Here is a 19,200-nt window from a genome sequence, read left to right on the forward strand (position 1 = left end):
GGATTCAGCTCCTACTGCTGCTCGCCGTTGGTGTCGGTCCCGTTCGCGTCAGCGGACGCGGACGGGGTGACCGTGACGGTCACCGTCGGGGTCGGGGTGGGTTTCGGTTTGGCCGGGAGCACTTCGTCGCGTGGGTCCTTCTTGGGTGCCTGGACGACCACGCCGACGACGTCGAGCTTGGTGAAGGACACGAACGGCGTGACGTACAGGGTGCGGGTGAGGCCGCCGTTGGAGGGGTCGACGCTCGTGACGGTGCCGACCGGGACGCCGGGCACGAAGGGCTTGTCGGCCTGCGAGCCGAAGGTGACGAGCCGGTCGCCCTTCTTCACCTCGGCCTTGCCGTTGAGGAGTTCGACGCGCAGGGGGCGGTCGCCCTGTCCGGAGGCGAAGCCGAGTTCGTCGCTGCCCTCCATGCGGGTGCCGACGGTGAAGTCGGGGTCGTTGGCGAGCAGCACGGTGGAGGCGTCCGGGCCGACCGTGGTGACGCGGCCGACGAGACCGCTGCCGTTGAGGACGGTCATGTCCCGTTTGATGCCGTCGTTGTAGCCGACGTCGATGGTGATGGTCCAGGAGAAGCCCTGCGCCGACCCTATGGCGATGACCTGGGCGCCCTTGATGCCGTACTGGCCCTCCGCGGCGATGTTCAGCATCTTGTCGAGCTGTGCCAGGCGGCTGCGGTTGCGGTCGTCGCTGCCGAGTTTCGCCTTGAGGGCCGCGTTCTGGTTCTCCAGCCGGGCGAGGCGGTCGTGCCGGTCGCCGGAGTCGCGGATGGCGGAGACGGCGTTGCCCACCGGGTCCACCACCGTCGACATGCCGTTCTCGATCGGGCCGAAGACCGCGGCGGCGGCCTGCCGGGCGCCGTCGACCGGGGAGTTCCGGCCCCCTCGGATGTCCACCGTGATCAGCGCGAACGCGATGGCGATCAGCAGGACCAGGAGCAGCCGGCTCTCTTTCGTGTCCCTCACGTGCGGCGGCCGTGCCTTCCTCGATAGGAACTTGGGGAGCTTCGTCGTATGGGGTGTTGGGGAAGCAGCGCTCGTTTTGTGTGAGCTTATGCCTCTATATCAACGATCCGCCGCACGAGAGGAGATCATCTCGTACGGCGGAATCGAAGAGTTACCTCATCTGCGCGGCTGGGCGTCGAGGACCTGCTGGAGGGCCTCGAACTCCTCGACGCACTTGCCGGAACCGAGCGCCACGCTGTCCAGCGGGTCCTCGGCGATGTGGATGGGCATACCGGTCTCGCGGCGCAGCCGCTCGTCCAGACCGCGCAGCAGGGCTCCGCCGCCGGTCAGAACGATTCCCCTGTCCATGATGTCGCCGGACAGCTCCGGCGGGCACTTGTCGAGGGTGGTCTTGACCGCGTCGACGATCGCGTTGACGGGTTCCTCGATCGCCTTGCGGACCTCGGCGGCCGAGATGACCACGGTCTTCGGCAGCCCGGACACCAGGTCGCGGCCGCGGATCTCGGTGTGTTCGTCGGAGTCGAGTTCGTACGCGGAACCGATCGTGATCTTGATCTGTTCGGCGGTCCGCTCACCGAGGAGGAGGCTGTACTCCTTCTTGATGTGCTGGATGATCGCGTTGTCCAGTTCGTCGCCGGCGACGCGGATGGACTGGGCGGTGACGATGCCGCCGAGCGAGATGACCGCGACCTCCGTGGTGCCGCCGCCGATGTCGACCACCATGTTGCCGGTGGCCTCGTGAACCGGCAGGCCGGAGCCGATGGCGGCGGCCATGGGCTCCTCGATGATGTGCACCTGGCGGGCACCGGCCTGTGACGAGGCCTCGATGACCGCGCGGCGCTCGACACCGGTGATGCCGGACGGCACGCACACGACCACGCGCGGGCGCGCGAGGTAGCGCCGCTTGTGGATCTTCAGGATGAAGTAGCGGAGCATCCGCTCGGTGATCTCGAAGTCGGCGATCACGCCGTCCTTCAGCGGCCGGACGGCGACGATGTTGCCGGGCGTGCGCCCGATCATCTTCTTCGCCTCCGCGCCGACCGCGAGAATTCCACCGGTGTTCGTGTTGATCGCGACGACTGACGGCTCGTTGAGTACGATCCCGCGACCCCTGACGTACACCAGCGTGTTGGCGGTCCCGAGGTCGACAGCCATGTCACGGCCGATGAACGACATTGAGTTCCCCATCAGGATTCGTCTGGCCTTCCCGGGAGCTTTTGAGGGCGTTTCAGGTCGGCGGAGTGGGTGCTGTGACGTGAAGGCTTCCATCGTAGACGCGCCTGCACGAACACTGCGCGAGGGTCTTCGCCATTGTCAGCACGTACGGGGCCGCCTCGCTTCTGGAGACGGTCCGACGGGGCCACTCGTTCCCCCGATCGGCACGCATATGCCGAGGGACGGCCGAAATCGTTCGGCCGTCCCAGGTCACGTGGATCGACGGACTGACAGCGCGTCAAAAACTTCCACGAAAACTCCGTACGGGTCCCGTCCGGGTCCCGTACGGGGGCCGTCCGGCCCCGCGGGGCCTAGGCGCGGGTCGGGAAGAAGATCTTGACCTCGCGTTCGGCGGACTCCTCGGAGTCGGAGGCGTGGATCAGGTTCTCGCGGACGATCACACCGAAGTCGCCGCGGATGGAGCCGGGCGCGGCGGCGATCGGGTCGGTGGGGCCGGCGAGCGCGCGGATGCCCTCGATGACCCGCTCGCCCTCGACGATCAGGGCGACGACGGGACCGGAGGACATGAACTCGACCAGCGGCTCGTAGAACGGCTTGCCGACGTGCTCGCCGTAGTGCTGCTCCAGGGTGGCCCGGTCCAGGGTGCGCAGCTCCAGCGCGGTGATCTGCCAGCCGGCCTTGCGCTCGATACGGCCGATGATCTCGCCGGTCAGGCCGCGACGGACGGCGTCGGGCTTGAGCAGGACGAGGGTGCGCTGGGTCACGGAGGCTCCTTCGGTACTGACGTGTGCGGTGAGGAGAGGCTACAGGGCGTCCTCAGGGACCTGTTACGCAGCGTCAGGTGCGGAGGAGGCCTCGGCCTGCGCCGCGAAGCGCGCCTTCGCCTCGTCGATCTTCCGGCCGTAGTGCACCGACGCCCACCAGAGTCCCGCGAAGACCGCGCCGAGGAAGTACATGGTCGGGACGAAGACGCCGGAGGCGACCAGGGCGAGTTGCAGGGCCCAGCCGAGGGCCGTGCCGCCGGGCCGGGTGATCACTCCGCACAGTGCCACGCACAGGACCATCGCGATGCCGCTGACCAGCCACACCGTGCCGGCGGTCAGGTCGGGGTCCTTCATGGCGACCAGGGCGGCGAAGCCGATCACGAAGAACTCGCCGATCAGGGTGGACGAACAGAGCGTGCGCATGGTCAGCCCCTCCCGAGGAGCAGTCGGGCCTCGCCCACGGTGATGACGGAGCCGGTGACGAGCACACCGCCGCCCGCGAACTCGCCCTCCTCCTCGGCCAGGGTGACGGCGGCCTCCAGGGCGTCCGGCAGCCGCGGTTCGACCTGGACGCGGTCCTCGCCGAACACCTCGACGGCGATCGCGGCCAGCTCGTCCGCGTCCATCGCGCGGTGGCTGGAGTTCTGGGTGATCACGACCTCGGCGAAGACCGGTTCGAAGGCTTCCAGCAGGCCGCGGACGTTCTTGTCGGCGCTCGCCCCGACCACGCCGATCAGCCGGCTGAAGTCGAAGGCCTCGCCGACGGCCTCGGCGGTGGCGCGGGCGCCGGCCGGGTTGTGCGCGGCGTCCAGGACGACGGTCGGAGAGCGGCGTACGACCTCCAGGCGGCCCGGCGAGGAGACCGCGGCGAACGCCTTGCGGACGGTGTCGATGTCGAGGGGTTCGGGGCGCTGGGAGCCGACGCCGAAGAACGCCTCCACCGCGGCGAGCGCGACGGCCGCGTTGTGGGCCTGGTAGGGGCCGTGCAGCGGGAGGTAGACCTCGCCGTACTCGCCGCCGAGGCCGCGCAGGGTGAGCAGCTGGCCGCCGACGGCGACCTGGCGGGCGACGACACCGAACTCCAGGCCCTCGCGGGCCACGGTGGCGTCGACCTCGACGGCCTTCTTCAACAGCACCTGGGCCGCGTCCACGGGCTGCTGCGCCAGGATGACCGTGGCGTCCTGCTTGATGATCCCGGCCTTCTCGCCGGCGATCTCCGCGGTGGTCCCGCCGAGCCGGTCGGTGTGGTCGAGGTCGATGGGCGTGACGACGGCGACGTCACCGTCGATGACGTTGGTGGCGTCCCAGGAGCCGCCCATGCCGACCTCGACGACGGCGACGTCCACGGGGGCGTCCGCGAAGGCCGCGTACGCCATGCCGGTGAGCACCTCGAAGAAGGACAGCCGGTACTCCTGCCGGGAGTCGACCATCTCGACGTACGGCTTGATGTCCCGGTACGTCTCGATGAACCGCTCGGCGGAGACCGGGGCGCCGTCGAGGCTGATGCGCTCGGTGATCGACTGCACGTGGGGGCTGGTGTAGCGGCCGGTGCGCAGGTCGAAGGCGCCGAGCAGGGCCTCGATCATGCGGGCGGTGGAGGTCTTGCCGTTGGTGCCGGTGATGTGGATCGAGGGGTACGACCGCTGTGGCTCGCCCAGCACGTCCATGAGGGCGGCGATGCGGGCGACCGAGGGCTCCAGCTTGGTCTCGCCCCAGCGGGTGGCGAGGTCCGCCTCCACCTCGCGCAGGGCCCGGTCGGTCTCCGGGTCCTCGGGGCGGCCCGGGACGTCGGCCTGCTGCGGGCCGCCCTGGGTACGCAGGGTCCGGCTGCCGGCCTCGATCACCGCGAGATCGGGGTCGCGGTCCGTCTCGGCCTCGATGATCTCGTCGAAGTCGTCGAAGCTCTCGTTGGGGTCGCGCGGGGGCAGATCACTCACGGGACCAGTCTACGGAGCCGCGCCGGCCCGCGTACGCCTCGGCCGTCGGCAGGGGCTGCTCGCACCAGATCGTCTTCCCGGCGGCGGTCTGCCGGGTGCCCCAGCGCAGGGTGAGCTGGGCGACGAGCAGCAGGCCCCGGCCGCCCTCGTCGAGGATCCGGGCCCGGCGGGCGTGCGGGGCGGTGCTGCTGCCGTCGGAGACCTCGCAGATCAGCATGGTGGTGTCCCGGATGAGGCGGAGCTGGATCGGGGCGCCGCCGTAACGGATGGCGTTGGTGACGAGTTCGCTGACGACCAGTTCGGTGGTGAACGACAGTTCCCCGAGCTGCCAGGCGTCGAGCTGGCCGGTGGTGAGCGACCGGGCCGTCGCGACGTGCTCGGGGTCCGCCCGGACCTCCCAGGTGGCCACCTGGTCGGCGGGCAGGGCGTGGGTGCGGGCGAGCAGCAGCGTCACGTCGTCGGCGGGCTCGCCGCTGCGCAGTTCCGCCACCACCCGGTCGCAGGTCGCCTCCAGCGACCGCCCGCCGGATCCCAGGGCACGGCGCAGCCGGTCGAGGCCGTGGCCGAGATCCAGGTGCCTGGAGTGCACCAGGCCGTTGCTGAACAGGGCGAGCGTGCTGCCGGTGGGCAGGTCGAGTTCGGTGGTCTCGAACGGCAGCCCGCCGAGCCCCAGCGGCGGCCCGGCCTCCCCCGGGGCGGACTCCACGGCCCCCTGGGGGGTGATCACGAAGGGCAGCGGATGGCCGGCGCTGGCCAGGGAGCAGTGCCGGGAGACCGGGTCGTACACGGCGTACAGACAGGTCGAGCCCACTTCTCCGGTGGGGTCCCCGGCGCCGTCGTCGAGGTGGATGACCAGGTCGTCGAGGTGGGTGAGGAGTTCGTCGGGCGGCAGGTCGACGTCCGCGAGGGTACGCACGGCCGTGCGCAGCCGGCCCATGGCCGCGGAGGCGTGGATGCCGTGTCCGACGACGTCTCCGACGACCAGGGCCACCCGGGTGCCCGACAGCGGGATCACGTCGAGCCAGTCGCCGCCGACGCCGGCCCGGGTGCCGGTGGGGAGGTAGCGGTAGGCGAAGTCGAGGGTGGGCCGCTCGGGCAGGCCGTGCGGCAGCAGACTGCGCTGGAGCGCCAGCGCGGTCTCGCGCTCCCGGGTGTAGCGGCGCGCGTTGTCGAGGGCGGCGGCGGTCTTCGCGGCCAGTTCCTCGGCGTCGGAGAGGTCGTCCGGTTCGAACGGCGGGGAGTCCCTGGTGCGCCAGAAGGCGACGGCGCCCAGCGGCACGCCCTGCGCCGACAGCGGCACGGTGATCAGCGAACCCATGCCGTACGCGAGGAGCGCGGCCGCCCGCTGCTCGTCGCCGGCCCAGGCCGCCGGGTCGGTGCGCAGGTCGGGCAGGAGGGCCGCGCCGCTGCCGGGGGCGGGCCGGGGCGGGCCGGCCGGGGTGTCGGCCGGGTCCAGCGGGGGGTCGTCGCGGACGCCGCCCCGGGCGACCCGTCGCAGGGCTCCCTCGCCGTCGTCCGCCGGGTCCCCGCCGGTCAGGACGGAGGGCGCCAGGTCGACGGTGACGAAGTCGGCGAACCGGGGTACGGCCACCCGGACCAGTTCGTCGGCGGTCCGCCGCACGTCGAGGGTGGTGCCGACGGACGTACCGGCGTCGTAGAGCAGCCGGAGCCTGCGGTGGCTCTTCTCCAGGGAGCCGGCCATGGTGTTGAACGCCGACTCCAGCTGGCCGATCTCCCGCCGCCCGGAGGGCGGCACCCGGGCGCTCAGGTCGCCGGCGGCGAGCCTGGTCGCGGTGGCCGCCATCCGGCGCACCGGCCAGACGATCACCCGGGTCACGTAGGCGCCGTAGCCGATGATCAGCAGGGTCGCGCCCGCCACTCCGACGGACGCCACCACCGTCAGCGTGTGCATGCGGGCTTCCAGGGCGCGTTCGCGCCGGTCGATGGCGGTCCGTTCGGCGGTGAGGTAGTGGGAGAGCCGGTCCCGGAGCGCCTGGACGCGCCGTTCGCCCTCCAGCGTCCGCGCCGCGCCGCGGGCGGCGGGGGCGCCGCGCCGGGCCGCGTCCACCAGCGGGACCGAGTAGTCGTCGATGAAGGACTGCCCGGCCTGGCGGATCTCCCGGGCGAGCCGCCGCTGGGCGGTGGACGTGCTGACGTCCACGAGGCGCTGCGCCCGGACGGGGAACGCCGTCCGCGCGGCCTGCCACTGTCTGAGGAACCCGTCCTGCCGGGTGAAGACGTAGCTCTCCTGCGAGGCCTCCACGTCGAGGACGGTCTTCTCCACCACCCCGACCTGGTCGAGGGCCGGTCTGCCGCCGCGGGCGGAGAGCAGCGAGCCGTGCGCGTCCTGGATCGCCCAGACCAGCATCACGAAGAGCAGGCCCACGAGGACGGCGAGCAGGGCGCCCGCGACGGCCGTCAGGGGGACGAGCCCCCTGTGCGGCGGTGTCTTCGTTCGGCGCTGCATCCGGGCGTTCCCTCCGCCGCAAAGCACCCCACCTCGGATGTCGGGGTCGCATTCCGGTCCTGTTCCTACCTTTGGATTGTAGGAACGGGGGGCTGTCGGTGCCTGGGGACGGCAGCGGGCGCCCGGCGGCCCCTGACCAGAGGGACTGCCGGGCGCCCGTGGGGACGCTCGGTGCTACGCCTGCGGCAGGCGGTCCAGCTGGGCCTGGATACGGGCGATGTCCTCGTCCGCCTTGGCCAGCCGGCCGCGGATCTTGTCCACCACGTTGTCCGGGGCCTTCGCGAGGAACGCCTCGTTGCCCAGTTTGGCCGTCGCCTGTGCCTTCTCCTTCTCGGCGGCGGCGAGGTCCTTCGCCAGGCGCTTGCGCTCGGCGGCGACGTCGATCGTGCCGGAGAGGTCGAGGGCGACGGTGGCGCCGGCGACCGGCAGGGTGGCGGTGGCCGCGAAGGCGTCGCCCTCCGGCTGGAGGCGCAGCAGCTGACGGATGGCGGCCTCGTGCGGGGCGAGGGCCGTGCCGTCCAGGGTGAGACGGGCCGGGACCCGCTGGCCGGGCTGGAGGCCCTGGTCGGCGCGGAAGCGGCGGACCTCGGTGATGACGGACTGGAGGGTCTCGATCTCCTGCTCCGCCGTGTCGTCGCGGAAGCCGCTGTCGGCCGGCCAGTCGGCGATCACGACCGATTCGCCGCCGGTCAGCGTGGTCCACAGGGTGTCCGTGACGAACGGGACGACCGGGTGGAGCAGCTTCAGGGTGACGTCGAGGACCTCGCCGAGGACGCGCCGGGAGACCTCGGCGCCCCGGCCGCCCGCCTGGAAGGTGGTCTTGGACAGCTCGACGTACCAGTCGAAGACCTCGTCCCACGCGAAGTGGTAGAGGGAGTCCGACAGCTTGGCGAACTGGAAGTCGTCGTAGAACGCGTCGACTTCGGCGACCGTCTTGTTGAGACGGGAGAGGATCCAGCGGTCCGTCGCCGACATCTCGGACGGGTCCGGGAGCGGGCCCTCGACGGTCGCGCCGTTCATCAGGGCGAAACGGGTCGCGTTCCAGATCTTGTTGGCGAAGTTCCGGGACGCCTGGACCCAGTCCTCGCCGATCGGGACGTCGGTGCCGGGGTTGGCGCCGCGGGCCAGGGTGAAGCGGACGGCGTCGGAGCCGTACTTGTCCATCCAGTCCAGCGGGTCGACGACGTTGCCGAAGGACTTCGACATCTTCTTGCCGCGTTCGTCACGGACCAGGCCGGTCAGCGCGATGGTCTTGAAGGGGACCTCGCCGTCCATGGCGTAGAGGCCGAACATCATCATCCGGGCGACCCAGAAGAAGATGATGTCGTGGCCGGTCAGCAGGACGTCGGTCGGGTAGAACTTCCGCAGGTCCGCGGTCTGTTCGGGCCAGCCGAGGGTGGAGAAGGGCCACAGGCCGGAGGAGAACCAGGTGTCGAGGACGTCGGTGTCCTGGCGCCAGCCCTCGCCGGTGGGCGGCTGCTCGTCGGGGCCGACGCAGACGACCTCGCCCTCCGGGCCGTACCAGACCGGGATGCGGTGGCCCCACCACAGCTGGCGCGAGATGCACCAGTCGTGCATGTTGTCGACCCAGTCGAAGTACCGCTTCGACATGTCCTCGGGGTGGATCTTCACCCGGCCGTCGCGGACCGCGTCACCGGCGGCCTTGGCGAGCGGGCCGACCTTGACCCACCACTGCATGGACAGCCGCGGCTCGATGGTGGTGCTGCACCGGGAGCAGTGGCCGACGCTGTGGACGTACGGCCGCTTCTCGGCGACGATCCGGCCCTGCGAGCGCAGCGCCGCGACGATGGCGGAGCGCGCCTCGAAGCGGTCCAGGCCCTCGAAGGGGCCGTGGACGGTGATGACCGCCCGCTCGTCCATCACGGTGATGGACTCCAGGTCGTGGCGCTGGCCGATCGCGAAGTCGTTCGGGTCGTGGGCCGGGGTGACCTTGACGGCGCCCGTGCCGAACTCCGGGTCGACGTGCGTGTCCGCGACGACGGGGATGGTGCGGTCGGTCAGCGGCAGCTTGATGCGCTTGCCGACCAGGTGCTTGTACCGCTCGTCGTCGGGGTGGACGGCGACCGCCGTGTCACCGAGCATCGTCTCCGCACGCGTGGTGGCGACGACCAGCGTCTCGTCCCCCTCGCCGTACTTGATGGAGACCAGCTCGCCGTCGTCCTCCTGGTACTCCACCTCGATGTCCGAGATGGCCGTCAGACAGCGCGGGCACCAGTTGATGATGCGCTCGGCGCGGTAGATCAGCTCGTCTTCGTAGAGCTTCTTGAAGATGGTCTGGACGGCCTTGGACAGGCCCTCGTCCATGGTGAAGCGCTCGCGGTCCCAGTCGACGCCGTCACCGAGGCGGCGCATCTGGCCGAGGATCCTGCCGCCGTACTCCTCCTTCCACTGCCAGACCCGCTCGACGAACTCCTCGCGGCCCAGGTCCTGGCGGGACTTGCCCTCCTCGGCGAGCTGCTGCTCGACCTTGTTCTGGGTGGCGATGCCGGCGTGGTCCATGCCGGGCAGCCACAGCGCCTCGAAGCCCTGCATCCGCTTGCGGCGGGTGAGGGCGTCCATCAGCGTGTGCTGGAAGGCGTGGCCCAGGTGGAGCGAGCCGGTGACGTTCGGCGGGGGGATGACGATGGTGTACGCGGGCTTGTCGCTCTTGGCGTCGGCCGCGAAGTAACCGCGCTCTACCCAGCGCTCGTACAGCGGCCCCTCTACGTCGGCCGGCGCGTACTGGGTCGGCAGTTCGGTGCTGGGCGCTGTGGGCTGCTGCTGAGCATTCTCGGTCACGGGGCTCAGTTTAGAGGTGTCCCGGGCGTGTCCCGAAACGCGTTTGTTCTGTAACGGTGGGCACCCCCGTGCCGTGAGTTCCCTGTGGCTGCGCCAGGATGTCAGGACCACATAAGCATCTGGAGGGGAACCCAGAGATGAGCTACAACCAGCCGGGCCCGTACGGGGGGCCGCCGCCTCAGCAGCCGGGACCGTACGGGCAGCAGCCGGGTCCGTACGGCCAGCCGCCGCAGGCGCCCCAGCCCGGCTATGGCTACCCCCAGCAGGCTCCCCCGGCGGGTCCGCCGCAGCCCGGTCCGCCGCAGGCCGGTCCGTACGGCCAGCAGCCCCCGCAGCCGGGCTACGGCTACCCGCAGCAGGGCGCGCCGGTCCCGCAGCAGCAGAACCCGTACGGCCAGCAGCAGCCCTACGGCCAGCCCCCGTACGGCCAGCAGCCCTACGGCGTGCCGCAGCCGCCGGCCCCGGGCGGCGGGAAGAAGAAGACCGGTCTGATCATCGGGGCGGTGGCGGTGGTGGCCGCGGTGGCGGTGGGCGCGTACTTCGTGCTGGCCGGCAGCGGAAGCAGCCTTGAGGACGACGGTCCGCACAAGCTGACCGCGCCGGCCTCGCTGCTGTCCGCCAAGTACAAGCGGGTCGGTGACGCCAGCGAGCAGAAGGCGAGTTCCAGCGACGCGAAGGACCTCGCCAGGTCGGGTGTCACCGGCGCCACCTCGGTCACCGCGATCTATTCGACCGTCGACCTTCAGTCCCTGGACACCAGCGACCCGACGGACGTGGCGAAGGCGGGGACCGCCGAGAACGTCACCCTGTTCGGGGTGTACGGCACGGTGAAGGACCCGCAGGCCGCGCTGGACGCCACCTTCGCCAACATGAAGAAGGACGGCTCCTCGTCCGAGGGTGTGCAGTTCGTCGGCGACGCGCAGTCCGTCTCTCCCGACGGCCTGGACGGAGCGGTGATGAAGTGCCAGCAGGCCAAGGGCAAGAACCAGCTGACCGGCAAGGCCCAGACCGCGTACCTGTGCATCTGGGCGGACTACAGCACCATCGGCATGGTGGAGCCGACGGCGGCGGTGAAGTCGTACAGCGTCGACGAGTCGGCGAAGATCGCGGCCGACGTGCGCGGCGAGGTGCGCGTCGCCCGGTAGGGCGGCCGGACACACCAGCGGCGCGCACGAACCGGCGGCGCGGAAGAACCGGCGGCGCGCACGAACCAGCGGCACGCACGAACCGGCGGCGCGGAAGCATCGGCCGCGCGGACCGACGAAAGCGCCGGGCCCCTCCGAAGAGGGGCCCGGCGCTTCGGTGTTGACGGGGTTACGCCGACTTCTGCTCGCCCGGGCCACGGCCGTTGCGGGCGTCGCGCGGGATCAGGGTCGGGTTGACGTTGGAGTGGACGACGTCGGCGGTGATGACGACACGGGCCACGTCCTTGCGGGACGGCACCTCGTACATCACCGACATCAGGACCTCTTCCATGATGGCGCGCAGGCCGCGGGCGCCGGTCTGGCGGAGGATGGCCTGGTCGGCGATGGCCTCCAGGGCCTCACGCTCGAAGTCCAGCTCCACGCCGTCCAGTTCGAACAGGCGCTGGTACTGCTTGACGAGCGCGTTGCGCGGCTCGACCAGGATCTGGAGCAGGGCTTCCCGGTCGAGGTTGTGGACGCTCGTGATGACGGGCAGGCGGCCGATGAACTCGGGGATCATGCCGAACTTGACCAGGTCCTCGGGCATGACGTCCTCGAACTGGTCCTTGGCCTCCAGCTCCCGCTTGGAGCGGATGGTGGCGCCGAAGCCGATGCCCTTGGCGCCCGCCCGGGACTCGATGATCTTCTCCAGGCCGGCGAACGCACCGCCCACGATGAACAGCACGTTCGTCGTGTCGATCTGGATGAACTCCTGGTGCGGGTGCTTGCGGCCGCCCTGCGGCGGGACCGAGGCCGTGGTGCCCTCCAGGATCTTCAGGAGCGCCTGCTGGACACCCTCGCCGGAGACGTCCCGGGTGATCGACGGGTTTTCACTCTTCCGCGCGACCTTGTCGATCTCGTCGATGTAGATGATCCCGGTCTCGGCCTTCTTGACGTCGTAGTCGGCGGCCTGGATCAGCTTGAGGAGGATGTTCTCGACGTCCTCGCCCACGTAGCCCGCCTCCGTGAGCGCGGTCGCGTCGGCGATCGCGAACGGGACGTTCAGCATGCGGGCCAGGGTCTGCGCCAGCAGCGTCTTGCCGGAGCCCGTGGGGCCCAGCAGCAGGATGTTGGACTTCGCCAACTCGATGGCGTCGTCACGGCCTTGGGCGCCGCCGTTCTCACCGGCCTGGACGCGCTTGTAGTGGTTGTACACCGCGACCGACAGGGCCTTCTTGGCGGCTTCCTGGCCGACCACGTAGCCCTCGAGGAACTCGTAGATCTCGCGGGGCTTGGGCAGTTCCTCCCAGCGCACCTCGCTCGTCTCGGCGAGTTCCTCCTCGATGATCTCGTTGCAGAGATCGATGCACTCGTCGCAGATGTACACACCGGGCCCTGCGATGAGCTTCTTGACCTGCTTCTGGCTCTTGCCGCAGAACGAGCACTTGAGCAGATCGCCGCCGTCACCGATGCGTGCCACGGTGTGCTTCCCCTTCGCCTGGGAGACGCCTGAACCCTTCCGAGTCCAGCGGCTCCTGGTGCTGCCTTATGTCGACGGTACCTTGCCGGGCCCCTCGTACGGGCCCCCCTTGGCACGGTTCACTTTGACGTGCACCTTGCCGAGCACGCGGTCGAGCCGCGCCAAGGGCGGCAGAGAATACATCCTCTGTCAGCGGCCTGTGTCAGCGGACGTCCGCGTTGTTCATCTTCCGGGTGGAGATGATCTGGTCCACGATGCCGTACTCCAGCGCTTCCTCGGCCGTGAGGATCTTGTCGCGCTCGATGTCCTCGCGGACCTTCTCGATCGGCCGGTTGGAGTGCTTGGCCAGCATGTTCTCCAGCTGCTCACGCATCCGCGTGAACTCGTTGGCGATGATCTCCAGGTCGGAGAGCTGGCCGCGGCCGGTGGAACCGGCCGGCTGGTGGATCAGCACACGCGAGTTCGGCAGCGCCATGCGCTTGCCGGGCGTGCCGGCGGCCAGCAGGATGGCCGCGGCGGAGGCCGCCTGGCCCATGCAGACCGTCTGGATGTCGGGCTTCACGAACTGCATCGTGTCGTAGATCGCCGTGAGGGCGGTCATGTCGCCGCCCGGGCTGTTGATGTAGATCGAGATGTCCCGGTCGGGGTCCATCGACTCCAGGCACAGCAGCTGCGCCATGACGTCGTTGGCGGAGGCGTCGTCGATCTGGACACCGAGGAAGATCACGCGCTCCTCGAAGAGCTTCGCGTACGGGTCGTACTCGCGGATGCCCTGGGAGGTGCGCTCCACGAAGCGCGGGATGACATAGCGGGCGTCGGGCCGGGGACCGTCGTAACGGGCGTCGGCGCCGCCGTGGAAGTTGCTCATGAGGGTGTTCACCGTCCTGGTGGCGTTCGGGGGGCTGGAATCTCGGCGGAGCGCGGCGTGGCCGGGCCTGTGGTCAGGCGCCGGTGCCGCCGCCTCCCGGAACACCGGAGGCATGCGTGATGATCCCGTCGATGAGACCGTACTCCTTGGCCTCCTCCGGGGTGAACCAGCGGTCGCGGTCGGCGTCGCGCAGGATCGTCTCGACCGACTGGCCGGAGTGGAGCGCGGTCAGCTCGGTCATGGTCTTCTTGGTGCGCAGCAGGTACTGGGCCTGGATCTTGATGTCCGAGACCGTACCGCCCAGGCCCGCGGAGCCCTGGTGCATCATGATGTCCGTGTGCGGCAGGGCGAAGCGCTTGCCGGCGGTGCCGCCGGTCAGCAGGAACTGGCCCATCGAGGCCGCCATGCCCATGCCGATGGTGACCACGTCGTTCGGGATGAACTGCATGGTGTCGTAGATCGCCATGCCGGCCGTCACCGAGCCGCCGGGGCTGTTGATGTAGAGGAAGATGTCCTTGGCGGGATCGGCCGCCAGCAGCAGCAGCTGCGCCGTGATCTTGTTGGCGATGTCGTCGTCGACCTGCTGGCCGAGGAAGACGATCCGCTCGCCGAGCAGCCGGTTGTACACCTGGTCGCCGAGGCCGCCACCGATGGAAGGCTCGCCGGCGGCGGAGGGCATCAGATTCGTCACGTATCCACCTGCTCGTCTTACGACGGCGCCGGGCCGTCTCACGTTTCCGTAGCCGGGGGCTTGGCTGCCCTCGTACTCATGGACCCTAACGCGATGGTCCCTTCGGGGAATCCCGGTAAGAGGGCTGTTCGCCGGGGGCGTAGCGGCAACGCCGTTGGGCCGATGGCTACTCGCCGTGATTGTGCCGGTGCGTGGGCGCGTGCGGGTGCGCTGTGGTCGCTCGCGCGGTTCCCCGCGCCCCTGACGGGGCGCCGCACCTCGGGCGTATGGCAAAGGGGCCCCCAGGGCAGTGCCCAGGAGCCCCTTGTACGCCGCTGGAGGCGCCGTGGGGGTCAGCCCTCGGTCTTCTCCTCGGCGGAGTCGTCCGTGGCGTCGGCGGCGGCCTCGGGGGCCTCCGTCTCGTCCTCGTCCTCGTCGTCCAGGTCGACGATCTCGCCGTTGGTGTCCTTCACCGTGGCGGCCTCGACCACGACGGCAAGGGCCTTGCCGCGGGCGACCTCGCCGACCAGGAGCGGGACCTGGCCGCCCTCGACGACGGCCTGGGCGAACTGGTCGGGGGACATGCCGGAGGAGGCCGCACGCCGCATGAGGTGCTCGGTGAGCTCCTCCTGGTTGACGTTGAGGTTCTCCTTCTTGACCAGCTCGTCGAGGACGAACTGGGTCTTGATGCCCTTGACCGCGGCCTCGCGGGTCTCGGTCTCGAACTCCTCGGCGGTCTTGCCCTGGATCTCCAGGTACTTCTCGAGGTCGAGGCCCATCTGGCCGAGCTGGTGGTGCTCCAGGTTGTGCTTGCGGGTGTTGATCTCGTCCTCGAGGAGCTTCTCGGGGACGGGCACCTCGACGAGCTCCAGGAGCTTCTCGAGGACGCGCTCCTGGGCCTGGGTGGCCTGGTCGTACGTCTTCATGTTGGCGAGCCGCTTGCGGCTGTCGGCCTTCAGCTCGTCCAGGGTGTCGAACTCGGAGGCGAGCTGCGCGAACTCGTCGTCCAGCTCGGGCAGTTCACGCGCGGCGACCTGGGTGACCTTGACGGTGACCTCGGCCTCCTTGCCGGCCGCGGAGCCGCCCTTGAGCTCGGAGGCGAAGGTGGCCTCCTCACCGGCCGACTTGCCCTTGACGGCGTCGTCGATGCCGTCGAGCAGCTCGCCGGAGCCGATGGTGTAGGACACGCCGTTCGCGATGCCGTCCTCCAGCACCTCGCCGTCGACCTTGGCCTCCAGGTCGATGGTGACGACGTCGCCGTCCTCGGCGGCGCGCTCGACCGGGGAGGTGGAGGCGAAGCGCTCACGGAGCTGCTCGACCGACTTCTCGACGTCCTCGTCGCTGACCTCGACGGCGTCGACCTCGACCTCGATGCCCGTGTAGTCCGGGATCTCCAGGGCGGGACGGACGTCGACCTCGGCGGTGAAGTTCAGCGTCTCGCCGTCCTTCAGCTCGGTGATGTCGACGTCGGGCTGGCCGAGCGGGCTGAGCTCGGCCTCGTTGACCGCCTCGGTGTAGAACTTCGGGAGCGCGTCGTTGACGGCCTCCTCCAGCACCGCACCGCGACCGAACCGCTGGTCGATGACCCGGGCCGGGATCTTGCCCTTGCGGAAGCCCTTCACCGTGACCTGCTGGTTGATCTTCTGGTACGCCGCGTCGAGGCTGTCCTTGAGCTCCTCGAAGGGCACCTCGACAGTGAGCCGAACCCGGGTCGGGTTCAGGGTCTCCACGGCGCTCTTCACGGTTCGGTCTCCTTGTGGCTGACTTCTTGGGTTCTGCCGGTGCCAGAGGGGCCCGGCGGAGTTTCGCCGCCCGGAGGAGTTCGTAGGCCGCCGTCTGGCGGGCCGGGACACACGGGCGCGCAGCTTGCATAGTAACCGCAGCCGCTCAGCGCCCCAAAAGGCGATCAAGACGGACGCCGTCAGGTGGTGGTCGGGGTGGCGGGATTTGAACCCACGGCCTTCCGCTCCCAAAGCGGACGCGCTACCAAGCTGCGCCACACCCCGTTTCCGTGCGACACGTAGGGTACATGCCCGGGCCGTCCGCGTCGGCCGCTTTGTTCACCCGCGTCGGGCCCGCGTCCGCGCAGCCCGACACGTTGGCCCGGACGGCGGGTGACCCGCTACGATGCCTCATGTGCCGCGGTCACCGACCTGCGGCGCGTGCGTGCGGGCGTAGCTCAATGGTAGAGCCCTAGTCTTCCAAACTAGCTACGCGGGTTCGATTCCCGTCGCCCGCTCCATACGGCTCAGGGCCAGGTCAGAGGATGATTCCTCCGCCTGGCCCTGATCGTTTCCGAGGGTTCCGACCAGCCCGCCGTGTCCCCCTCGTGCCCTTGCGCTTCCGATCTTGCTTCTCTTGGCCTTCCGAGCCCCCTTGCGGCCCTTGTCCACGAGCCCGCTCACGGGAGCGGGGAGGGTGGTGGGCCGAGGAGCGGCTGCGGCCTGACGCTAGATGTTCGCGCCGAGAAATGCTTGCAGCTGGGACTTACTGACCGCTCCGACCTTGGTGGCCGCGACTTGGCCGTCCTTGAACAGCAACAGCGTGGGGATGCCTCGGATCCCGTACTTCGGCGCCGTCTTCTCGTTGTCATCGATGTTGAGCTTGACCACGGTGAGCTCGTCCTCGTACTCCGAGGCGATGTCGTCCAGCAGCGGTGCGAGTGCCTTGCACGGCCCGCACCAGGCAGCCCAGAAGTCGACCAACACCGGACCCTCGGCTTTCAGTACCTCTGCGTCAAAGGACGCGTCGCTCACCTGCTTGATCAGGTCGGAGGACATCTGGCTCCCTGGTGCTTGAAGGCGCGCCCTCTCGTAACAGAAAGAGCTCGATCGGGCACTCAGAGTAACGCAACGTCTGCCGTTCGGTTCCTGACAAGGGCGATCAACGCGGGATGGCGACCAGTCGGCGTGTCTCCGCTGCGGCGAGGCCGACGGCTCCGCACGCGAGCGCGGGCGCATCACCCTCATGGCGAGCTACTGCCAGAAGTGCCGGGACGTACGGGTCCGTGCCGTGTCCCCTGCGTGCCCGATCACGCGGCGAGCGTCGGGGAACCCGCCGTCCCGCGGGGTCAGAAGTTGATCGAGTTTATGGTCTGGGCCAGCGAGTCCAGGAAGCGCTGGATGGACGGGGCCATCCCGGTGGAGGCGAGGAAGAAGCCGAAGAGCACGGCGACGATGGCGGGGCCGGCCTTGATGCTTCCCCCTCTCATGAGCACCACCAGGACGATCGCCAACAGCAACACCACAGACAGTGAAATGGCCACAACTGATCACACCCTCGGTCGGTCCGCTCTCCCGGCCCAGGGGTACGGCCCCCGCACCCCCGCCAGATCCATCGTGCCACCAACCCGGCCGCACTATGCGGCTCGTGACACAACGTGGACAACGCGCCCCCCACCGACAACCCCCCGCACGGCAATTCGAGGGGCCATCCAGCCCTGGGACCAAGGCAATTGACGACTTTGGTTTCGGTGTCCACACAACGCGTCCGCAGCTAATTCGAATTGTTGTCACAGGCATCACAAAACAGCCTTACATCCTGCCGTTATGCACCATTTAGTCGGGATGAACAAGGACATCACCGGCGGAAGTGCCGGATGGAACCGCATGGGTCACGACGTCGACCTCCGTAAATCATCCGGTGATTCAGGGGTCGTCACGGGCCTTGAGCAGCATTCGCGTCGGCGGTTTTACGAAATCCCACAGCCGCCGCTAAGGTGCCTCAGATGTCCGACGCCGCCACGTCCCCCGGCCAGAACCGAACACCACCTCCCCCGGCCCGACCGCCGGCCGACAGACCGCGCGACGCGTTCTTCGACAACGCCAAGTACCTGGCGATCGCCCTGGTCGCGATGGGTCACTCCTGGGAGCCGCTGAAGGGCGACAGCCGTGTCCTGGAGGCGATGTACTCCGTCGTCTACGCGTTCCACATGCCGGCGTTCATCATCATCTCCGGCTACTTCTCCCGCTCCTTCGACATGCGCCCGGACCGGCTGAAGCGGCTGGTCACCGGAGTCGTCGTGCCGTACGTCCTGTTCGAGACGGCCTACTCGCTCTTCGAACGGTCCGTCGGCGACTCCCCCGGCCAGGACATCAGCCTGCTCGACCCCTGGTACCTGACCTGGTTCCTGTGCGCGCTGTTCGTCTGGCGGCTGACCACGCCGATCTGGAAGGCCGTCCGCCATCCGCTGCCGCTCGCGTTCGCCGTCGCGATGCTGGCGTCCGTGGCCCCGAGCATCGGCGACGACCTGGACCTCCAGCGGGTCCTACAGTTCCTTCCCTACTTCGTGCTCGGCCTCTGCCTGCGGCCCGAACACTTCCGGCTGGTGCGCCGGTGGCCGGTGCGGATCGCCGCGCTGCCGGTGTTCGCCGTGGCGCTGGTGTTCGCCTGGTGGTCGGTGCCGCGCATGAACACCGGGTGGTTCTACCACCGTGACTCGGCTCAGGAGCTGGGGGCGCCGTGGTGGTGCGGGCCGGTGATGGTGCTCGCCCTGTTCGGCTGCTCGCTGCTGCTGACGGCCTGCTTCCTGTCCTGGGTGCCGGGCCGGCGGATGTGGTTCACGGCCCTGGGCGCGGGCACGCTGTACGGCTATCTGCTGCACGGGTTCGTCGTGAAACTCGCCGTCTACGAGGGCTGGTTCGATGCGGGGTGGCTGCGCCGGCCGCTCGGCGAGATCCTCGTCACGGCGATCGCGGGGGCCGGGGTGACGCTGCTGTGCACCGGGCCCGTCCGGCGGGTGTTCCGGTTCGCCATGGAGCCGAGGATGGACTGGGCGTTCCGGCGCGACGCGGTGGAACAGGCGCGGGAGCGGGGGCGGCAGGTTCAGGAGCACCGGGAGCCGGCCAACGCCTGACTGCGGGCGCCACGACCGACTCCGCTTACGGCCGACTCCGGCCACGACCGGCTCCGGTTACGACCGACTCCGCCTACGGCCGACCCCGGCCACGA

Annotated in this window: 15 protein-coding genes and 2 tRNA genes; 3 read left to right on the forward strand and 14 right to left on the reverse strand. The window is 69.6% G+C overall.

The window, feature by feature from the left end; translation table 11 throughout:
* Positions 1-11 precede the first annotated feature (11 nt).
* From mreC to AAW13_RS02100, 7 genes are all read right to left on the reverse strand, one after another.
* Positions 12-965: a rod shape-determining protein MreC gene (gene mreC, locus AAW13_RS02070; protein ID WP_046734342.1), complete on the reverse strand. Its 954-nt coding sequence runs from the start codon at positions 963-965 to the stop codon at positions 12-14.
* Positions 966-1,121: 156 nt separating this feature from the next.
* Positions 1,122-2,141, reverse strand: coding sequence for a rod shape-determining protein (locus AAW13_RS02075; RefSeq protein WP_046734341.1), 1,020 nt, complete (start codon positions 2,139-2,141; stop codon positions 1,122-1,124).
* Positions 2,142-2,491: 350 nt separating this feature from the next.
* The gene (gene ndk / locus AAW13_RS02080) at positions 2,492-2,905 is read right to left on the reverse strand and encodes a nucleoside-diphosphate kinase (RefSeq protein ID WP_046734340.1); all 414 of its coding nucleotides are present in this window, start codon (positions 2,903-2,905) and stop codon (positions 2,492-2,494) included.
* A gap of 63 nt (positions 2,906-2,968) precedes the next feature.
* On the reverse strand, positions 2,969-3,328 hold the full coding sequence (locus tag AAW13_RS02085; protein WP_046734339.1) for a DUF4233 domain-containing protein: 360 nt from the start codon (positions 3,326-3,328) through the stop codon (positions 2,969-2,971).
* A 2-nt stretch (positions 3,329-3,330) separates the two neighbouring features.
* On the reverse strand, positions 3,331-4,842 hold the full coding sequence (folC, locus tag AAW13_RS02090; RefSeq protein ID WP_046734338.1) for a bifunctional tetrahydrofolate synthase/dihydrofolate synthase: 1,512 nt from the start codon (positions 4,840-4,842) through the stop codon (positions 3,331-3,333).
* A complete protein-coding gene (locus AAW13_RS02095; RefSeq protein ID WP_052768760.1) occupies positions 4,835-7,309 on the reverse strand; it encodes a SpoIIE family protein phosphatase in 2,475 nt (824 codons plus the stop codon). The genes folC and AAW13_RS02095 overlap by 8 nt, the downstream gene beginning before the upstream one ends.
* A gap of 174 nt (positions 7,310-7,483) precedes the next feature.
* The gene (locus AAW13_RS02100; protein WP_046734337.1) at positions 7,484-10,108 is read right to left on the reverse strand and encodes a valine--tRNA ligase; all 2,625 of its coding nucleotides are present in this window, start codon (positions 10,106-10,108) and stop codon (positions 7,484-7,486) included.
* Between the two features lie 137 nt (positions 10,109-10,245).
* Between AAW13_RS02100 and AAW13_RS02105 the strand changes: the two genes are divergently transcribed.
* Positions 10,246-11,253: a hypothetical protein gene (locus AAW13_RS02105; RefSeq protein ID WP_046734336.1), complete on the forward strand. Its 1,008-nt coding sequence runs from the start codon at positions 10,246-10,248 to the stop codon at positions 11,251-11,253.
* Positions 11,254-11,422: 169 nt separating this feature from the next.
* Here the strand turns inward: AAW13_RS02105 and clpX are convergent, their stop codons facing one another.
* The 5 genes from clpX to AAW13_RS02130 form a co-directional block, all read right to left on the reverse strand.
* The gene (clpX, locus tag AAW13_RS02110; protein ID WP_046734335.1) at positions 11,423-12,712 is read right to left on the reverse strand and encodes an ATP-dependent Clp protease ATP-binding subunit ClpX; all 1,290 of its coding nucleotides are present in this window, start codon (positions 12,710-12,712) and stop codon (positions 11,423-11,425) included.
* A gap of 202 nt (positions 12,713-12,914) precedes the next feature.
* The gene (locus AAW13_RS02115) at positions 12,915-13,580 is read right to left on the reverse strand and encodes an ATP-dependent Clp protease proteolytic subunit (RefSeq protein ID WP_046734362.1); all 666 of its coding nucleotides are present in this window, start codon (positions 13,578-13,580) and stop codon (positions 12,915-12,917) included.
* A 73-nt stretch (positions 13,581-13,653) separates the two neighbouring features.
* Positions 13,654-14,259 (reverse strand): ATP-dependent Clp protease proteolytic subunit, encoded by a 606-nt coding sequence (locus AAW13_RS02120; RefSeq protein WP_046734334.1) that lies wholly within the window; start codon positions 14,257-14,259, stop codon positions 13,654-13,656.
* A 344-nt stretch (positions 14,260-14,603) separates the two neighbouring features.
* Positions 14,604-15,992 (reverse strand): trigger factor, encoded by a 1,389-nt coding sequence (gene tig / locus AAW13_RS02125; protein ID WP_046734333.1) that lies wholly within the window; start codon positions 15,990-15,992, stop codon positions 14,604-14,606.
* 187 nt (positions 15,993-16,179) lie between these two features.
* A tRNA-Pro gene (locus tag AAW13_RS02130) sits at positions 16,180-16,256 on the reverse strand.
* A 162-nt stretch (positions 16,257-16,418) separates the two neighbouring features.
* On the opposite strand from AAW13_RS02130, the gene AAW13_RS02135 reads away from it, so the two are divergent.
* Positions 16,419-16,492, forward strand: a tRNA-Gly gene (locus tag AAW13_RS02135).
* A gap of 208 nt (positions 16,493-16,700) precedes the next feature.
* On the opposite strand, the gene trxA is transcribed toward AAW13_RS02135, so the two are convergent.
* Entirely contained in the window at positions 16,701-17,030 is a 330-nt protein-coding gene (trxA, locus tag AAW13_RS02140; RefSeq protein WP_046734332.1) for a thioredoxin TrxA, read from the reverse strand.
* Between the two features lie 290 nt (positions 17,031-17,320).
* Positions 17,321-17,515, reverse strand: a complete 195-nt coding sequence (locus AAW13_RS02145) for a hypothetical protein (protein WP_046734331.1) — start codon at positions 17,513-17,515, stop codon at positions 17,321-17,323.
* 462 nt (positions 17,516-17,977) lie between these two features.
* Here AAW13_RS02145 and AAW13_RS02150 point away from each other — a divergent pair, with 462 nt between their 5' ends.
* Positions 17,978-19,105 (forward strand): acyltransferase family protein, encoded by a 1,128-nt coding sequence (locus AAW13_RS02150; protein ID WP_046734330.1) that lies wholly within the window; start codon positions 17,978-17,980, stop codon positions 19,103-19,105.
* Positions 19,106-19,200: the final 95 nt, after the last annotated feature.

The organism is Streptomyces humi (assembly GCF_001005085.2).
Classification (GTDB): domain Bacteria; phylum Actinomycetota; class Actinomycetes; order Streptomycetales; family Streptomycetaceae; genus Streptomyces; species Streptomyces humi.